The sequence below is a fragment of the Butyricimonas paravirosa genome (assembly GCF_032878955.1).
Taxonomy (GTDB): domain Bacteria; phylum Bacteroidota; class Bacteroidia; order Bacteroidales; family Marinifilaceae; genus Butyricimonas; species Butyricimonas paravirosa.
Genome location: NZ_CP043839.1, coordinates 32,153 through 47,918, shown reverse-complemented (window position 1 = coordinate 47,918; position 15,766 = coordinate 32,153). Strand labels below are relative to the sequence as shown.

The 15,766-nt window shown below is 42.8% G+C and carries 10 protein-coding genes; 1 reads left to right on the top strand and 9 read right to left on the bottom strand.

Features of this window, described 5'->3' with window-relative positions:
- Positions 1-106: 106 nt before the first annotated feature.
- A complete protein-coding gene (locus F1644_RS00185) occupies positions 107-1,261 on the bottom strand; it encodes a FecR family protein (protein WP_118302568.1) in 1,155 nt (384 codons plus the stop codon).
- 117 nt (positions 1,262-1,378) lie between these two features.
- Here F1644_RS00185 and F1644_RS00180 point away from each other — a divergent pair, with 117 nt between their 5' ends.
- Positions 1,379-1,930, top strand: a complete 552-nt coding sequence (locus F1644_RS00180) for an RNA polymerase sigma factor (protein ID WP_118302570.1) — start codon at positions 1,379-1,381, stop codon at positions 1,928-1,930.
- 50 nt (positions 1,931-1,980) lie between these two features.
- On the opposite strand, the gene F1644_RS00175 is transcribed toward F1644_RS00180, so the two are convergent.
- From F1644_RS00175 to F1644_RS00140, 8 genes are all read right to left on the bottom strand, one after another.
- Positions 1,981-4,269 carry a Gldg family protein gene (locus F1644_RS00175; protein ID WP_118302572.1) on the bottom strand — a complete coding sequence of 763 codons (2,289 nt, stop codon included), beginning with the start codon at positions 4,267-4,269 and terminating at the stop codon, positions 1,981-1,983.
- 8 nt (positions 4,270-4,277) lie between these two features.
- Positions 4,278-5,213 carry an ABC transporter ATP-binding protein gene (locus F1644_RS00170; RefSeq protein ID WP_118258534.1) on the bottom strand — a complete coding sequence of 312 codons (936 nt, stop codon included), beginning with the start codon at positions 5,211-5,213 and terminating at the stop codon, positions 4,278-4,280.
- Between the two features lie 24 nt (positions 5,214-5,237).
- A complete protein-coding gene (locus tag F1644_RS00165; protein ID WP_158571827.1) occupies positions 5,238-7,538 on the bottom strand; it encodes a Gldg family protein in 2,301 nt (766 codons plus the stop codon).
- An 11-nt stretch (positions 7,539-7,549) separates the two neighbouring features.
- Positions 7,550-8,491, bottom strand: coding sequence for an ABC transporter ATP-binding protein (locus F1644_RS00160; RefSeq protein WP_087420105.1), 942 nt, complete (start codon positions 8,489-8,491; stop codon positions 7,550-7,552).
- 135 nt (positions 8,492-8,626) lie between these two features.
- Entirely contained in the window at positions 8,627-10,135 is a 1,509-nt protein-coding gene (locus tag F1644_RS00155) for a PKD-like family lipoprotein (protein WP_158571826.1), read from the bottom strand.
- 22 nt (positions 10,136-10,157) lie between these two features.
- Positions 10,158-10,862, bottom strand: coding sequence for a DUF4843 domain-containing protein (locus F1644_RS00150; protein WP_087420103.1), 705 nt, complete (start codon positions 10,860-10,862; stop codon positions 10,158-10,160).
- Between the two features lie 11 nt (positions 10,863-10,873).
- Positions 10,874-12,373 (bottom strand): RagB/SusD family nutrient uptake outer membrane protein, encoded by a 1,500-nt coding sequence (locus F1644_RS00145; RefSeq protein WP_087420102.1) that lies wholly within the window; start codon positions 12,371-12,373, stop codon positions 10,874-10,876.
- A gap of 12 nt (positions 12,374-12,385) precedes the next feature.
- Positions 12,386-15,763, bottom strand: a complete 3,378-nt coding sequence (locus F1644_RS00140) for a SusC/RagA family TonB-linked outer membrane protein (protein WP_118302576.1) — start codon at positions 15,761-15,763, stop codon at positions 12,386-12,388.
- Positions 15,764-15,766: the final 3 nt, after the last annotated feature.

The window sequence follows — 15,766 nt, the reverse complement described above, 5'->3', positions numbered from 1 at the left end:
ATACTTTTGTTGATAACGTTTAAAAATAATTGATTCCACTTGCATGGGATTAGTTATACATGAAAAAAAGCGGGATATATGCCAGTATATTCTGCTTTTATTTCTTTCATTCGTCAACAGTCACGACATTTCCTTCCACACGGAACTTCACCCGTTCAGTTTTCTCTATTCTTACCAGAACATCCGAAATATTATCATATCGTTTAATTTCCAAAGTAAAATGAGCATCACGTAAGGAAGGATGAGTAAAAACAACCTCCACGTCATACCAACGGCTTAACTTTTCCATAATTTGCTCCAAAGATGTATCGGTAAAAAAACATACTCCTCGTGTCCAACTAACAAATTCCTCCGCACGCACCTGTTTAACAAGTAATTCATCACCAGTAGCGATAATTTGTTGCCCCGGTTCCACAACACGTTCCCTCTCCCCATCCGACACGTTAATTCGGCCCTCCACGAGCGTGGTAATCACATCTTTCTTTTCAGGATAAGCCTCCACGTTAAAGAATGTCCCCAGTACTTTCACCGCCACATCTTTTGTTTTCACGACAAACGGCTGTTTCTCGTTCTTCGCCACCTGAAAACAAACTTCTCCTTCCATCTGTACTTCCCGGGAGTTACCAGTAAAACGAACGGGATAAACCAGTTTTGATTCCGAATTAAGCCACACGCGGGTTCCGTCAGCTAACTCCAACTCGTATTCTCCGCCACGAGGGATAATCAAAGTATTATATTCTTCTGTGAGCGAGTTTGTTACCTCCTTTTCATCGTATCTTATCATATTATTCAATGCGGAAACTTTCACTTCCTCGTTCTCAACCAGGACATTACCAGTTGTATCCGTAAGATTTATTTCTCTCCCGTCTCCCAGTATCAGAATCGCTTTACTCTCTTTTATTCCTTTACTCTCGATTTGTGCCAACGGGAGAACGTGATCAGGCCTCGACAAGGGTAACACGCCAAATAAAACGGTTATCCCCACCGAAATCACAGCCGCATAATACCATACCCGTCGTATTTTACGACCACGAACTAATTTACGCTCAAATTGTCTCCACTCGTTTTCACCATCTGACATTCGGACTTTTCGTAAATCGCTTTTCAAACGTTGAATGATACGCTCGTATTCTTCTTCATGTTCGGGAGAAGCCTGCCGCCAATCTTCCAGCAAAGCCTGTTCTTCTTCCGAAAGAATTCCCGCAATCTGTTCTGCAATCCATTCAGCTATCCGGTAACGTTTCTCTAACTCCATATCCATAACTATATTCTTGATATTTGCCCCCTATAACAACTAAGTTTTTAAAGTGGGTGAATGAAATGAGAAAAAAATTCTATTTTTGTGTGATTTATTTTAAGAGATGTAGTTAACGTACTAATGGACAAGCAGAATTTTAAATTATTTTTCCTAAAATATTTTGATCCGGTATACCAATTTTCACGGAAATACACGGACGATGCGGCCATTGCTCACGACATCGCTCAAGATGCATTTATTAAAGTCTATGAAAAACGAATGGATTTCGATGCCATCGAGAAGGCAAAATCCTTCGTATATACCACTGCTCGTAATCTTTGCCTTAACCATTTAAAACATCTGAAAATTGAACATGAATACTCCCGTTCATTCCTTTTAAATGAAACGGAAGAACAACAATTCTTTTTTGAAGAAGTTACCTACCAAGAAACCTTACGTGTTCTGTACAACGCCATAGATAAACTTCCTCCGCAAACAAAAGAAATTATTTTGATCGGCCTAGACGGCAAAGATAATAACGAAATTGCAGCAACTCTCAATATATCTGTAAATACAGTCAAAACGCTAAAAAAGAATGCCTACAAAACACTTCGTGAATTATTAGTTGACCACAAAGCTATGTTATTGTTAGTTATTCTAACTGGGGATAAAGAAGAATTTATATCATACTAAAATAAAGCGGTAGCATTTTAAATGGTACCGCTTTATACAAATGCAATTCTTTACTTCATCCGCCTCATCACCCAGATCACGCAACCACACACCACGATCAGTACCGGACATATCCAACGCAAGAATATCTTGATCCATGCGAATCCTCCCGGGGTCAGGTACGTGTCATTATCCTTGGCTGCCGGACGACTGACATCAATAGGATACTCATCGTAAACAAGCCAACGGAACATTCCATCCGTAAGCGCGTAATTCGAGCGACGGAACTCCCGGTTTGCTCCGAGTTCCCCGTTACTGATACAATCGGCATCCCCAAGCACGAAGACACGCTGTTCCTTTCCTTTCACGTCACGACGCAAGGCATAACCGGTAACATAGGCTTTTTCCTCCTCTCCCAATGCCGTATTCAGACGGGGTTCTTCGAGAGAAAAGTTCTTCGTTTCCAACTCATTCCAACATCCGGTAGTTTCAGTTGTAAACACGGGAATTGCCTCAAATCCCCGATCGCCTATCTTACGAATAGCCGCCGCGGAAGGCATAGTGAGTACATTATCCAACTCCAACATACGAGCAAAAACAGGTTCCAATCTTGCCCCTTCCGGCGTGAACCTAGCCCAAAGATAATCAGCAACGTACCCCTCGCGAGGCTGTACCAATACACCGGGTACAAAAGCGAGTCCCAATTGCTCCAGCACGGGCGCCATATATTCCTGCCGACGCGGTTCCCCGATCACCACTAAGTTTCCCCCATGTTCGATATACCGTTTAATTTGAATCAATTCATCATCCGTCAAAGCTTTCCGCAAATCGGCGATAACAAGTACATCCACGTCCGATGGAATATCTCCCCCTTCCGTCAGCGTGAGCGTGTATGGCGTGTACCCTTGATTGACTAAAGCACTTCTTGAATCAAGAACTGTCGTGAACGAGGTATAATTTACCCCGGAACCATCATAAATATTGCGTTCGCCATGTCCACTCAAGAAAGCAATACGCGGACTCTCGGCTACCATAGTCTTCAATACGGCGGAAATCTCCGCCTCAGAAGGATACTTTCCCTGATCATCGAACATACGCAAGAAAGCTTTCTGCCCGTTCTCCCGCTCTATTAGAAACACGTAGCGGAACTCCTCAGCAGAGAGATCGATCTTCTCCCTCATCTGTTCCGGAGTGAGTATACTTTTGGGATTAATATCGGAAGTCAGCACGAGTCTCTCTATTGCCTTATCCATTTCCTCGCGGGAAAGATTCATCCCTGCACTATTATCGTAATAATAATAGCTTTTCAGTTTCGTCTCCGGCTTGAAACGAGTAAATGTCTCGAAGATATTCCGGGTATTAAACCAGTTAGAAGGCATTCCAAGATAACCAAATTTGTCAAGGAGATTAACGTAAGAAGTAATCGTCAAGCCTCCGTCCACCTGCCGCAGTATTTCCTGACTGTTCGGGGTGATCGTGCGATCCTTGTTAGCCGTAGCGTCATAGAAACACTTCAATTGAGGAATCGTGGAGACATACCCGAGTAAGGCAACACAGGCTACCAGTCCCACATACTTGCCCACTTTCACACTCACAGAACAACTCCGACGAGCAAATTGCAGTTTCAGCACCGAAAAACCAAGGAACATTCCCGAAACGAGAATAAAATAAAGTATATCCTCGCTACAAATCAGCCCCCGGATAGATTCATCCGCACGTCCTTTAAGCGAGAACCAATACATCACTTCACGCACCCCCTCAATATGTTGCCACAAGCTACCGATAAAGTTTAAAAAGCTGATGAAAGTCAACGTTCCTAAAGCCGCAATGATCTGGTAAGAAGTCAAGGTCGACATGAAAAGCCCGATAGCCGCGTAAGTCGCCATGAGCAAGTACAAGCCCAACCAACCGGAAAGTACGAGCGAAAGATCAAAATCTTTGATCGAGAAAAACGCCACGACCACTAGTACCAACACGCTCCCCATCATGATCAGCCCATAAATCAACATGGAAAGGTATTTTCCCAGTATGATCTGTAAACTACTAATCGGGGAAGAAAAAAGTAATTTAATAGAACCACTGCTGTATTCCCGGCTCATAAGCCCCATTGTCAACAGGGGAATGTAAAGATAAAGGGTAGATTGGATGGTCGTGTAAGGGGCGAAACCACCGATCACGAAAAGCATATAACTCTGGTATCCCTGCATTTGTCCGAGGGTTTTCGCGTTAACGGTATATTCCAGCAAGTTCGCAAAACTGCCGAAAACCTGAAACACGAATATGACCAAAATTAACCAAGCTATCGGAGAATAAAAGAGCGTACCTAACTCCGACTTTGCTATTTTATATATTACTCTCATAACGTTTATTAAAATTTATCGATCAATCTTTTTCCTGACAACTGTGCAAAAATCTCTTCCAAAGAAATTCTTTCCAACATAATCTCGCTTAGTCCCCAACCGTGACGAACACACGTATCAGCCATCACCTCAGAAATGTCATCCCGCCTGTCAAACTGTACTCTCAAGGTGTTTCGATCCAAATGCTTGAGACGAGTCACCCCGGGGATTGCCAATATTTCCTCATCGGCAGGAGGGTTGTCAAGTTTCACGATAAACGTGTCCGGTTTCACGTAATTATCGAATTCTTCCAGCGTCCCGGAGAAGACTAGATGCCCGTGTTCTATCATCTTGATGTCGTCGCACATGGCTTGCACTTCCGACAGAATATGCGTGGAAAGTAAAACGGCATGATCAACAGCGATCTCCTTGATCAGCTTACGAATCTCAAGAATCTGATTCGGATCCAACCCGTTCGTCGGCTCATCTAGCACCACGAATTTAGGACTATGTATGATGGCTTGCGCTATTCCCAAACGTTGTTGATAACCACCAGAAAGATTACGGATCAACCGCTTGCTGAAATGAGTAATTCCACACCGTTCCTTGGCCATCTCCACGGCTTGTTTGATTTTCTTGGGTTCCATCAATCTCAATTCCGCACAGAATTCAAGATATTCATCAACCGTGTGGTCCGAATACAAGGGTGGTTTCTGCGGTAGGAAACCGATATTCTTTTTGGCCTCCACGGGATTCTTGCGGGTATCAATACCGTTAATATACACCGTGCCATCCGTTTGATTCAACACGCCACAGATAATGTTCATTGTCGTGGACTTTCCCGCCCCGTTAGATCCCAATAATCCCAAGATTCCCTTCCGGTTCACCTCGAAATTTATATCTTGAATTGCCCAATCCACCGTGTAACGATGGGACAAATGCTCTACTTTTACAATAGATTCCATGTCTTTTTTATCATTTAATAATTACTACTCACCTCTTCTCTTAAACCACACCAAAAGATACAACAACAAGATCACGGCCGGGAAGACAACGACAAACGCCACCTTCAAGGTCCCTCGTGACTGGTAGGACAATTTCAAGTGATTATCCGGTTGTGCCGGGCGAGGAAAATAAGTCGGGTATTGATAATCAGCCATCCAACTACACATAAGCGTTGTCAACGGTCCGTTTGCCACTCCATAATATCTACTCTTGCTGAACTCCCCGGTCGTCATCCAGTCAGCATCTCCAAAAATCAAAATACGCTGCTCCTTCCCGTTCAATTGGCGGGTCAAGGCAAGCACCACAGGTAACTGTTGATTGATTTCCCCTGCTTTCGGATTAAACACCGGGACTTCCCCCTCGAAATCCGTCGTTTCCAATTCAGTCCACGAACCGACTGGTGAAACCACTAACGGTACAACGTCATACCCCTTATCCATCGTGTAACTCAACCCCACGGCTCCTGTCATACTCAACGGATAATTGCGATTTGCCCACTGGGCAAACATCGGATTAATCCCCCCTGCTTGCGGCGTGAAAACAGCGTTAATATTCGTCGGGTCTTCATCTTTACGAGGTTGTATCAGCATTCCAGGTAAAGCCTTTACCCCGAAATCCGCAAGTAATTCTCCCGTTATTTCCGACCGATTAACATCCGTTGCAAGAATCAAATGACGACCACTTGCTACATAGGCACGGATTTTTTCTAACTCCACCGTCGAGAAAGGTTCCTTCGGGTCTATAATCAAAAGGATTTGCAGATCATCCGGAATCTCCCATTCTTCCGTAAGCGGTACGCTTATCGGATCAAATCCTTGATTAATCAATGACCCGCGACCGGAACCGTTGGTAAAGAGCCACCCAATTTCCCGATCACCGCTTTTGTTCATTTCCCGTTCACCATGCCCGTAGAGAGAACCCATCTTTACGGCTCCATCCTTCATCCGCAACAAGGCAACAGATATTTCCTGTTCACTCGGGTAAGGATTCAGATCATTGAACATTCGCAAATAGGTCCAGTTTCCCTCGCTATCTTCAAGCGTACGGACAACTTGATTATTTTCACCGCTTAAATCATGAATCTTCCGTATTTCCTCGGGAGAAAGCACATCATCAAAATCCAACCCGTTCACCTTAGCCTGTTTTCGGGCAGCCTCTTCCAGATCTTCTCCCGGTGCGCAACAAGAATGTCCGTTCAACACGTGATCGTAATAATAAATATACTTGAACTTCATATCCGGCTTGAAACGGTAGTACTTACTGAACACGGACATATCCCCAATCCGGCTCTTTGGGAACACTTTGGCGGCCATATGCTCATCCATAATATTGACATAAGTTGTTAACGTAAGCTCCTGTCCCTTGAAACGTTCCAGTATATCCCGGCTTTTCGGGGTCAGGGTTAACTGTTCGTCACGGGAAAGATCCGTAATGCACACGGTAGTCCGCCGGGAAGTTGCGTAACCAATCCCTACGATCACGACCACCAAAGCCAGATACTTCATCACTTTTGTGTACCACGGTTTACTCTGTCGGGCGAACTGTAATTTCATAATGGACATCCCTATAAATAAAGCGGGCATCAAAAAGTAGTATAACACGTCACCACTATTAATTAACCCGGCTATCGGACCATGAGGACCACTACAAATCCAATAAGTAATATCTCTCCAGAAATCCACTCCTTGTAAAACCCCGCCAATAACCTGTAAAATAGTCAACGCCGCAAACGTACCGATAGCCGCCACGACTTGATACGAGGTTAAACAGGAAACAAACAATCCCACAGCTGAATAAAGGCACATGATCAAGTAAATACCTATCAATCCGGTAATCGCCACGGGATAATCAAAGTCCTTCAGCACGAACATGTAAAAAACCACGTAAACCGTAACAATCGCCAGCATGATCAACCCGTAGAGCATCATCGACAAATATTTCCCCAACACGATCTGCGTGCTGGTAATCGGGGAAGAATATAGTAATTTAATGGACCCACTGCTAAATTCCCGGCTCATCAACCCCATCGTCAACAACGGAAAATAAAGATATAAATAAGAAAGTACACCGGGAAATAATGGCGTACCGAAGCCGGTAAGCAGAAAATAAGCCGTCATTCCATCCTTTTCCCGGTTATTGATGACAAAATCTTTTAATTCCCATATAATCCTGTCCGTGAAAGCCATGCTCATCTGAAAAGTAAAGATGACCAAAACCAACCAGGCTATCGGGGAACAAAATAAAGAGTTTAGTTCTGATTTCGCTATTCTATATATTGTTTTCATATCCTGTAACATTAAAATTTATCAACCACTCGTTTTCCCGATAGCTGGGCAAAAATCTCATCCATGGATACCTTTTCCATCTGCATCTCGCTCAACCTCCATCCCCGGTTCACACAAATCTCCGCAACTCGTTTGGCCACCTCTTCTCCTTCTTGTTCGAACTGTAATCGGAAAGAATGTTCATCGAGTTTCTTCACCTTGATCACTCCCGGAATATTTCCTAATTCCCCTTCCGCAGGAGCATTCTCCAACTTCACAATGCAAGTATTGGATTTAACACTGTCATGAAATTCATCAAGCGTCCCGGAAAAGATCAAATTACCGTGTTCTATCATTTTAATATTCTGACAAATGGCCTCTACTTCCGACAAAATATGAGTGGAAAGCAAAACGGCATGATCTTGCGCAATCTCCCGAATCAAATCCCTGATTTCCAAGATCTGGTTCGGGTCCAAACCATTTGTCGGTTCATCCAGCACCACCAATTTCGGGTTATGCACGATGGCCTGCGCTATTCCCAAGCGCTGTTGATACCCCCCCGAAAGGTTCTTCACGAGCCGCTTACTAAAATGAGCAATCCCACAACGTTTCATGGCTGATACCACGGCGGCCTTCACTTCCCGATCATCCATCAGCCGCAGATGAGCGCAATACGTGAGGTATTCACTCACGTTATGATCCGTGTACAATGGCGGTTTCTGTGGCAGAAAACCGATGTACTTCTTGGCCTCCACGGGTTGCTTACGAGTATCGATACCATTAATATAAACCGTTCCTTCCGTCTGGTTCAATACCCCACAAATAATATTCATCGTGGTCGACTTCCCCGCCCCGTTCGAGCCTAAAAGCCCCAAAATCCCCTTCTGGTTAATCTCGAAGTTTATATCCCTGATTGCCCACTGAACACTATAGCGATGGGATAAATGCTCCACTCTTACAATTGGTTCTTCCATAAATTTCTTTTTACAATGACTTATTTTTTATACACAACACTCCCTTAGAGATTGTTTACTACAATCTCTGAATCATTTAATTTACAAACTACTGTACACGAGGAAAGCCACAATGGCTATCCCCGTGTGTAAAAACTATAATCTTGATTCTTTATTAAAATTCGACAAGTTCCCGTACTTGTACTGGACATCTACAACACGACCTAAACCTTCTGCCTTAAACAACACCTTTTCCTTTTGGCCACTTATAGCCTCGTAAGAAGCATCCAGGATATAGAATTCCCCATTCTCCAAACCGACGCCAATTTCTTCCCGATCCTCACCATTAGCATAACGCTCAATATCGATAATCTTGCTTTGGAACGTGTAGAATGGCTCCATTCGATTGACCCGATTCCAATAATAGAGAATATTATTCGATGTGAAATAAAAGTAAGAGGTCCCATCCATACAATACTTTGAATCATCATTAACCTCGCTATTCCCGACAAACAATTCTTCCGTCCCATCAAAAGCATACATCAAAGACGAGCCATTCGAATGAAAAACTTTATACGTCTGGAAATAATAATCCGATCCTTTTTTAATCACCTGTACGAAATCCCGCCCCCCGGCTCCTTCCACATTATATGAACCGATAAACATAACTTGTGTACCCTCTCCCATATTATCCAATGGAGTAAAGTTTTCCGAATTCACTCCATCCGGATCCATCTTCATGTTGATAACCATGCCCGTATAAGCTTGCGGTTCATCACAAATACCTATCATCCGGTGGTTCAATTCATCATACATATAGATGTACCCTTGATATGCACCGTAATGCATCATCGTGATCCGGGCATTATTAAATGCGGGAAGAGTGTTATACTGGCATACTTGGAAGTTTCCATTCGGGTTTATACGCGTGTACACGTTCCCGTCAGTCCCCAAAACCGCTTCTAACCGACTAGCATATTCCGCTTGGCTAGGTACAAAACCGGCAGGATACACTCCCCCAATAAATTCCTCCCGTGTGGTTATTGCTTTCGAGAAATCCAACCCGTCAATCTCTACCGCCCCACTCTCTTGAATAACTAAAATTTGATCACTTTCAGACGAGAAATGCCGCCCCATCCGAACCGGCCCGGTCCCTAACTCATCCCCTCTAAGAGTAGTGTAAATATTCTCGAAAAGAGTATAGATCTTGTTATCTTCCTCTTCGTCCACACGGATATAACTCAGTATCGATTGATTATTCTGCTCTGACAAAATCGTCCATCCAGAAGAATAGCGGGAACGACTTCCCACGTATATACCGGCTGTCGTTAATGCGCCGGTTGGCACGTGTTCTACAACCAAACGAATTCTATAATTCGCTATTTCCGTGAAAGTATATCTCAACATTTTTTCCCGGCAGATAGTATCACTCCACGTATCCTGTATGTCACATACCCACGTATAGCCAAATTCAGTGGAATCCACCCCCTTGTAATCGATCACCGGGTCAATCACATATTCCTCGCCAATCGAAGGTTGAGTATAGGATAGTTGAATTCCCACGGTGGCTAATTCCGATAAATCATAATTTCCCTCGTCATCAAAACAGGCGTATAGCAACGTCATGGCTATAAAACACCCTAAAAATAGTTTTATCTTTTTCATATTCATACTTGTCAAACTATGTTTATAACTCTTCCAATCCTAGTACAGGAACTGTCATCGGGTGTCCGTCCTCATCTATCGTTTCTGGTTCACCCACGTGATCCAACAGGTAACGCTTGAACAGCAAGGCGGCTGCTCGTATTTCACTAACACTTGCTCCTGTCAAGTCCGCCTCCGTAACCTCTAAAAACAGAAGGAATTTTTTCTGCGAGTAACTTCCCAAATAATACGTTTCCACGTCAGAATTCCACCAATCCGGTCGGGCTACCGTATTCGAAAATTGGATAACGGCCACCGAATTTTCCAATTTACCTACCGGCAGATCAGACGTCGCCACCAATCGAAGTACCAACCTTACAGAACGACTGCTCAAGTCGTCAGTTTTATTCAAACAAACGTAGCATGTATCATGGAACATTCCTTGTCGAAATATCATGGTCTCCGGCATCAGAGAATAGTGTTTACTCTCGGCCGTGGTGAATTCTTCATCCACCGCAATACTGTAAGTCAAATCTCGCCCGGCCTCATCTCCCGCAATCTTCACTGCGATAGGCAGTTCGTAGTAATCATTATTCGGATGATAAATAAACGTAAAAATAGTTGAGTCCGTTGTTGCACGTTCGAATTCGATATAATGATTTCCCGTATTATAAGTGGGAATCTCTCTTCTATCACATCCCACCCATGCGAGGATAGATATGAATAGTACAAATATTCTCGTTTTCATAATTTTCTCCTTTATTGTGTAATGTTTTCACTATCTGGAAGAGGAACTATATACTTTCCGGTCATGTCGATCGGGTACTCTCCATTATACATACTTCTATTCAAACGCTTGTATAGGTAGAACGTTTGTCCCTCGGCTATAAACTCTCGGGTTGCGTCTGTATACAATGCCTCTAAAAACGCATCTCTAGTCAGAGTGGTACTTATGTCATCAGCACCACGGGCTTTTTTCAAGGTGTTCAATAAAGATATTGCCTCTGTCAAATTATTATCCGCCAAATATTCGCACATAATATAAAACACTTCACTCATCCGCATAACAGGTAAAAGAGGATACTGGTATTGCACGTTCCACAAAGCGCTGGCATCCTTCACGGGTACCCATTTCAACGAATAACCGGTACTTGTCGTATTGGAAGCAATCAAATAACGATACCTGAAATCCTGTTCATCTCCCAAAAATAAATTTGCCCTATTCTTTATCGGGCAGTAATTACCTGTCCAATAAAAATGTCTTTGTATGTAATTGTCATACACGTCAAATATATTCGTGTTGTAGAAAGCTAACAAAATATCTTCAAACAACTTACATCTACGATATTCTGTATTCGTGTTACTTATATTACTTTCGGGTGTAAAACTATACCATTTCTTTTCATTATAGAAACGGTAAACCTCGTTAGCATATTGATAAGCCGTAGCTTTATCACCCTTGTATTGGTAGGCCCTAGCCAACAAAGCGGTTGCGGCCACGTAGTTCATACGGGTTCCACGATAGGCAAAGAAAGAACCGCCTTTAGCCGAACCTGTTACATTGCCATCAAAACGCATACTTGGACTTTTCATCATTTCGGAGTTGTACGATGTATCGAACTCGGCCAATAATCTCTGAGATTGTTTCAAATCATTGATAATACTATCTAATACCACGGATGTCGGCAAATGAGTCGGATGGGAAGTCAAGTATTCCGATACATACGGTACATAGGCCGCATTGTCACCTGTAACTGGCGCCGGAGCAAATAATCTCAGCATATCAAAATGCACAAGCGCCCGAATCCCTTTCGCCTCTCCGATAAGGATATTTCTCTCGTTCTCCCCTTCATAGAAGAAATCGTTCCCGTGTTCCTCGGCATTCTGAATAAGCACGTTACAATTGGCAATCGTGTTGAACGCACCTTCCCAAATCGCTTTCGTGACACTCTTCACATCTTCATTCTCGTAATCATAATTCATAACGCTACCCGATACATCGTACATGGCAATCCACGAGGCCGGATCATAATTCTGTCCTAAGAAACTGATGAATCCCCACGAAAGATTATTTCCGTAAAGAGACTCCCCGGAAAGATTTCGGTAGATCCCGTTCAGCGCTGTCCGGAAACCATCATAGGTAGAGAATAAATCCTCTTTGGATATTTCGTTTTCCGGCGTTACCTCGAACCAATCGGAACAAGAGGAAAGGGAAAACAGTAACAGAACTGATAACAATATATTTTTACATGTTTTCATAAACAAATGATTTTAGAAACTAACACTTAAACCAAAATTAAAGGTTCGGGCAAACGGGTAAGACAAACCTCGCTCCTGTTTAATTGAAGAGAAAGTTGCCAAATCGTTCGTGCTTGCCTGAATCCGAAGAACATCCAAACCAATACGCCTTACCCATTCCGGATTAAAATCATAAGACAGTGATATAGAGTTTATGCTGAACTCATTATTATCCTGTACGAAACGGGAAGTGGACTGTGTTGTCTTGTTTCGGTTAGCTATATTTTTCAATGGAGTCACATCCCCCGGTTTTTGCCAACGTTGACTCAATACACGTTTGTCCGCATTAGATGTACTTAAATCGACACACTCCACATGACTCAACAAAGTAGAATTATACTCCTGTGAACCAAAAGTATACATACAACTCGTGTACAATGTCAAGCGTTTCCACCGGATATTAATACCAAAAGCTCCCTGTCCCTTAGGCTCCGTATTTCCTATGATTTGTTGTTGCGAGGATGACCATACACTGGTAACATTACCGGAACGATCAATAAACAATTCCTCTCCATCAGCAGGGTTGATCCCTAAAGATTTCATTCCGTAGATGGCCGTTAATGAACCACCTTCTTCATATTTCAAAAATGGTAGAGATTGTTGAGCCGCATTAGCATAACTCGTGTATTTCAAAGTTAAATAGTCATCCACCCGTTCGTTATAAGCTTTTAATGCCTCAGATATTTTCATTAATTTCCCCTCGTTATGAGCAAAATTAATGAATGCATTTACTCCAAAATCCTTCGTATTAAGAATGGTAGCATTTAAACTGATTTCATATCCCCTATTTCGAGTTTCTCCCATATTATCTTTGTAGGATGTGAACCCGGCAGAGGACGGAATGGTTACATCTGTAATCATATCCACGGTCTGACGGTTATACCATGAGAATGTTATATTATACTTACTTTGGAAAAAGCTAAGATCAAAACCGATATTCGTCGAGTTGGTTTTCTCCCATACTAAATTTTCATTCCCAACACCTTGCAGAGTTGCCCCTATACCCGTGGAATACCAATCATCAAACAGAATACTATACATATCCCGTGCCGCATAAGGCGGATAGTTCACCTTTCCCGTAGCCCCATAAGTTCCGCGTACCTTAAACTGATTTAACCATGGGATAGACTTCATAAATTCAAAATTATGCACATTAATTCCGGCACCCAAAGACCAGAAAGATCCCCATTGTGATTCAGCCCCGAACTCAGAAGAACCGTCAAAACGAATCGACGCATCGGCCAAAAAGATATTATTCCAAGAGTAATTCCCACTAAAGAAAATACCCATCAATCGGGTTTTATTATCTTCACCGGAAGGCTTTTCCACGATCTCTTTCGCATGACCTATCGTATGTAAAGCGGCAGAAGGAAATCCCCTGTAATGTGACGACAAATTTCCACTCTGTGTTTCTTGTGCATTGATACCAGCAGAAAGATTCAAATAGCTTTTCCCGATCGAATTGTTATAAGCCAAAAAAGCATTTACGTTCCAATTAAAGTTATCGGTTGTATTAACATACAAGTCTCCCCTAGTAAATGGATCAGAACCTGATCCGTAAGTCGTTGATAAAGGATCGGTAAATTTATTACTTTCTGACTCTGTTTTCGTAATTGCAAATTGGCTTTGCAATTGAAGATGGTCATTGATATACCAATAAAGACTCAGGTTATTCGTTAAATTATAGGAGTTACTCTTACTGAAATTTCCCAAACTCGCCTCGTAAAGAGGATTGGCAACACCTATATTTAATTGTTGTTTGAGTTTTCCATCCTCATCGTATATTGCATAATAAGGTTGCTGACTCGTATAATCGCTGAACGAACCATAAGGAGAATCAGATGACTTAGATATATCGTATGACACGTTATTTCTAATTTGTAATTTCCCTACCCGATAATCCACGAATACCCCGACGCTCATCCGATTACGATAAGAATCTTTCATCACTCCTCCCTCATGTGCGTAACTCAAATCTGTACCGAAACGAAATCCTTCCGTACCTCCGGACACGTACAAACTATGCGAATGGTTAAACTGATTCTGCAAAGGTTGAGCCATCCAGTCCGTATCAACACCACTGGTAATATAATTCTTTTTTATGGCATACTGTTCCATATCATTAGGTAAACTCAAGTCATACAACCCGGACAACACCTCCGCCCGCAACTTCTCTTCTGCATTCATCAAATTATAGTCAGAAAGATCCGGGGCCGTCAATGAAGCATTGAACGTGTAGGATACTTGTAGCTTACCCAATTCCGGAGTCACGGTCTCAATAACGATCACACCGTTTGATGCACGAGACCCGTACATAGCCGTGGCCGCAGCATCCTTCAAAATTGTAATACTAGCGATTCGATTAGGATCCATGTCATAAATCTTCTGCACTTCCACCTCGTAACCATCCAAAATAAAAACAGGCAAATTGGGGTTGGTTGTCAACGCAAATTTAGACATATTTCCACCTTGTTGCGCCTCCAGACGATCCAATTGAGTTACACCATCCATACCAGTACGTCCACGAATATAAAACTCCGGTAACGTGTTGGGGTCAGAACCCATCTCGTTATTCTTCACCATACGCAATGAAGGATCAAAAACTTGTAACACATCAATCACATTCCTCGGGGAGATTTTCAAAATATCCTCCTTCGTCACCGTCGTGGCTGCACCTGTAAAACTCTCTTTCCGAATATTGGCATATCCGGTCACAATCACCTCGTCCACGCCCACTGTTTCCGGCAGCATCACGATTTGCATCGGTTTCGGAGTCGGTAATCCCAACACCTTATGTACTTGTTTTTTCATTCCCAAAAAAGAAACCTCGATATAAATCTCATCGTCCATTGGCACGACTAGCCGGAACTTACCGTTCACGTCGGTTGCAACACCAGTTGTCGTTCCTTGTAACACGATCGTGGCCCCGATAATAGGCATCGAATCCCTTTCCATGACAGTTCCCTCGATGACCACTTCTTGTATAGGCTTTCTCGTTTCCTGACGCTTTACCACGATAATCTGTTCCCCGGAAATCCGGTACGTGTACTCCTTACCTTGGAATACCCGATCCAACACGTTTTCCACCGTTTCGTTTTTCACGCTGATCGTAATCTTCCCCATGTCCTTCTCCTGCGTATCATTGTAGAAAAACTTGAAAGAAGTCTGTTTCTTTATCTCTTGGAATAACACGGATAGAGAAACATCTTTCAGCTCCAAAGTCACCCGCTGTGGCTCCACCGGGTCTCCTTTTACTGAAAAGCATAAGAAACTTGTCCAAAAACTTGTCAATAAAATGACTCTACAGAGAAATTTTAATGACAAAGACAACGAATACTTGTTTTTTTTCATAAT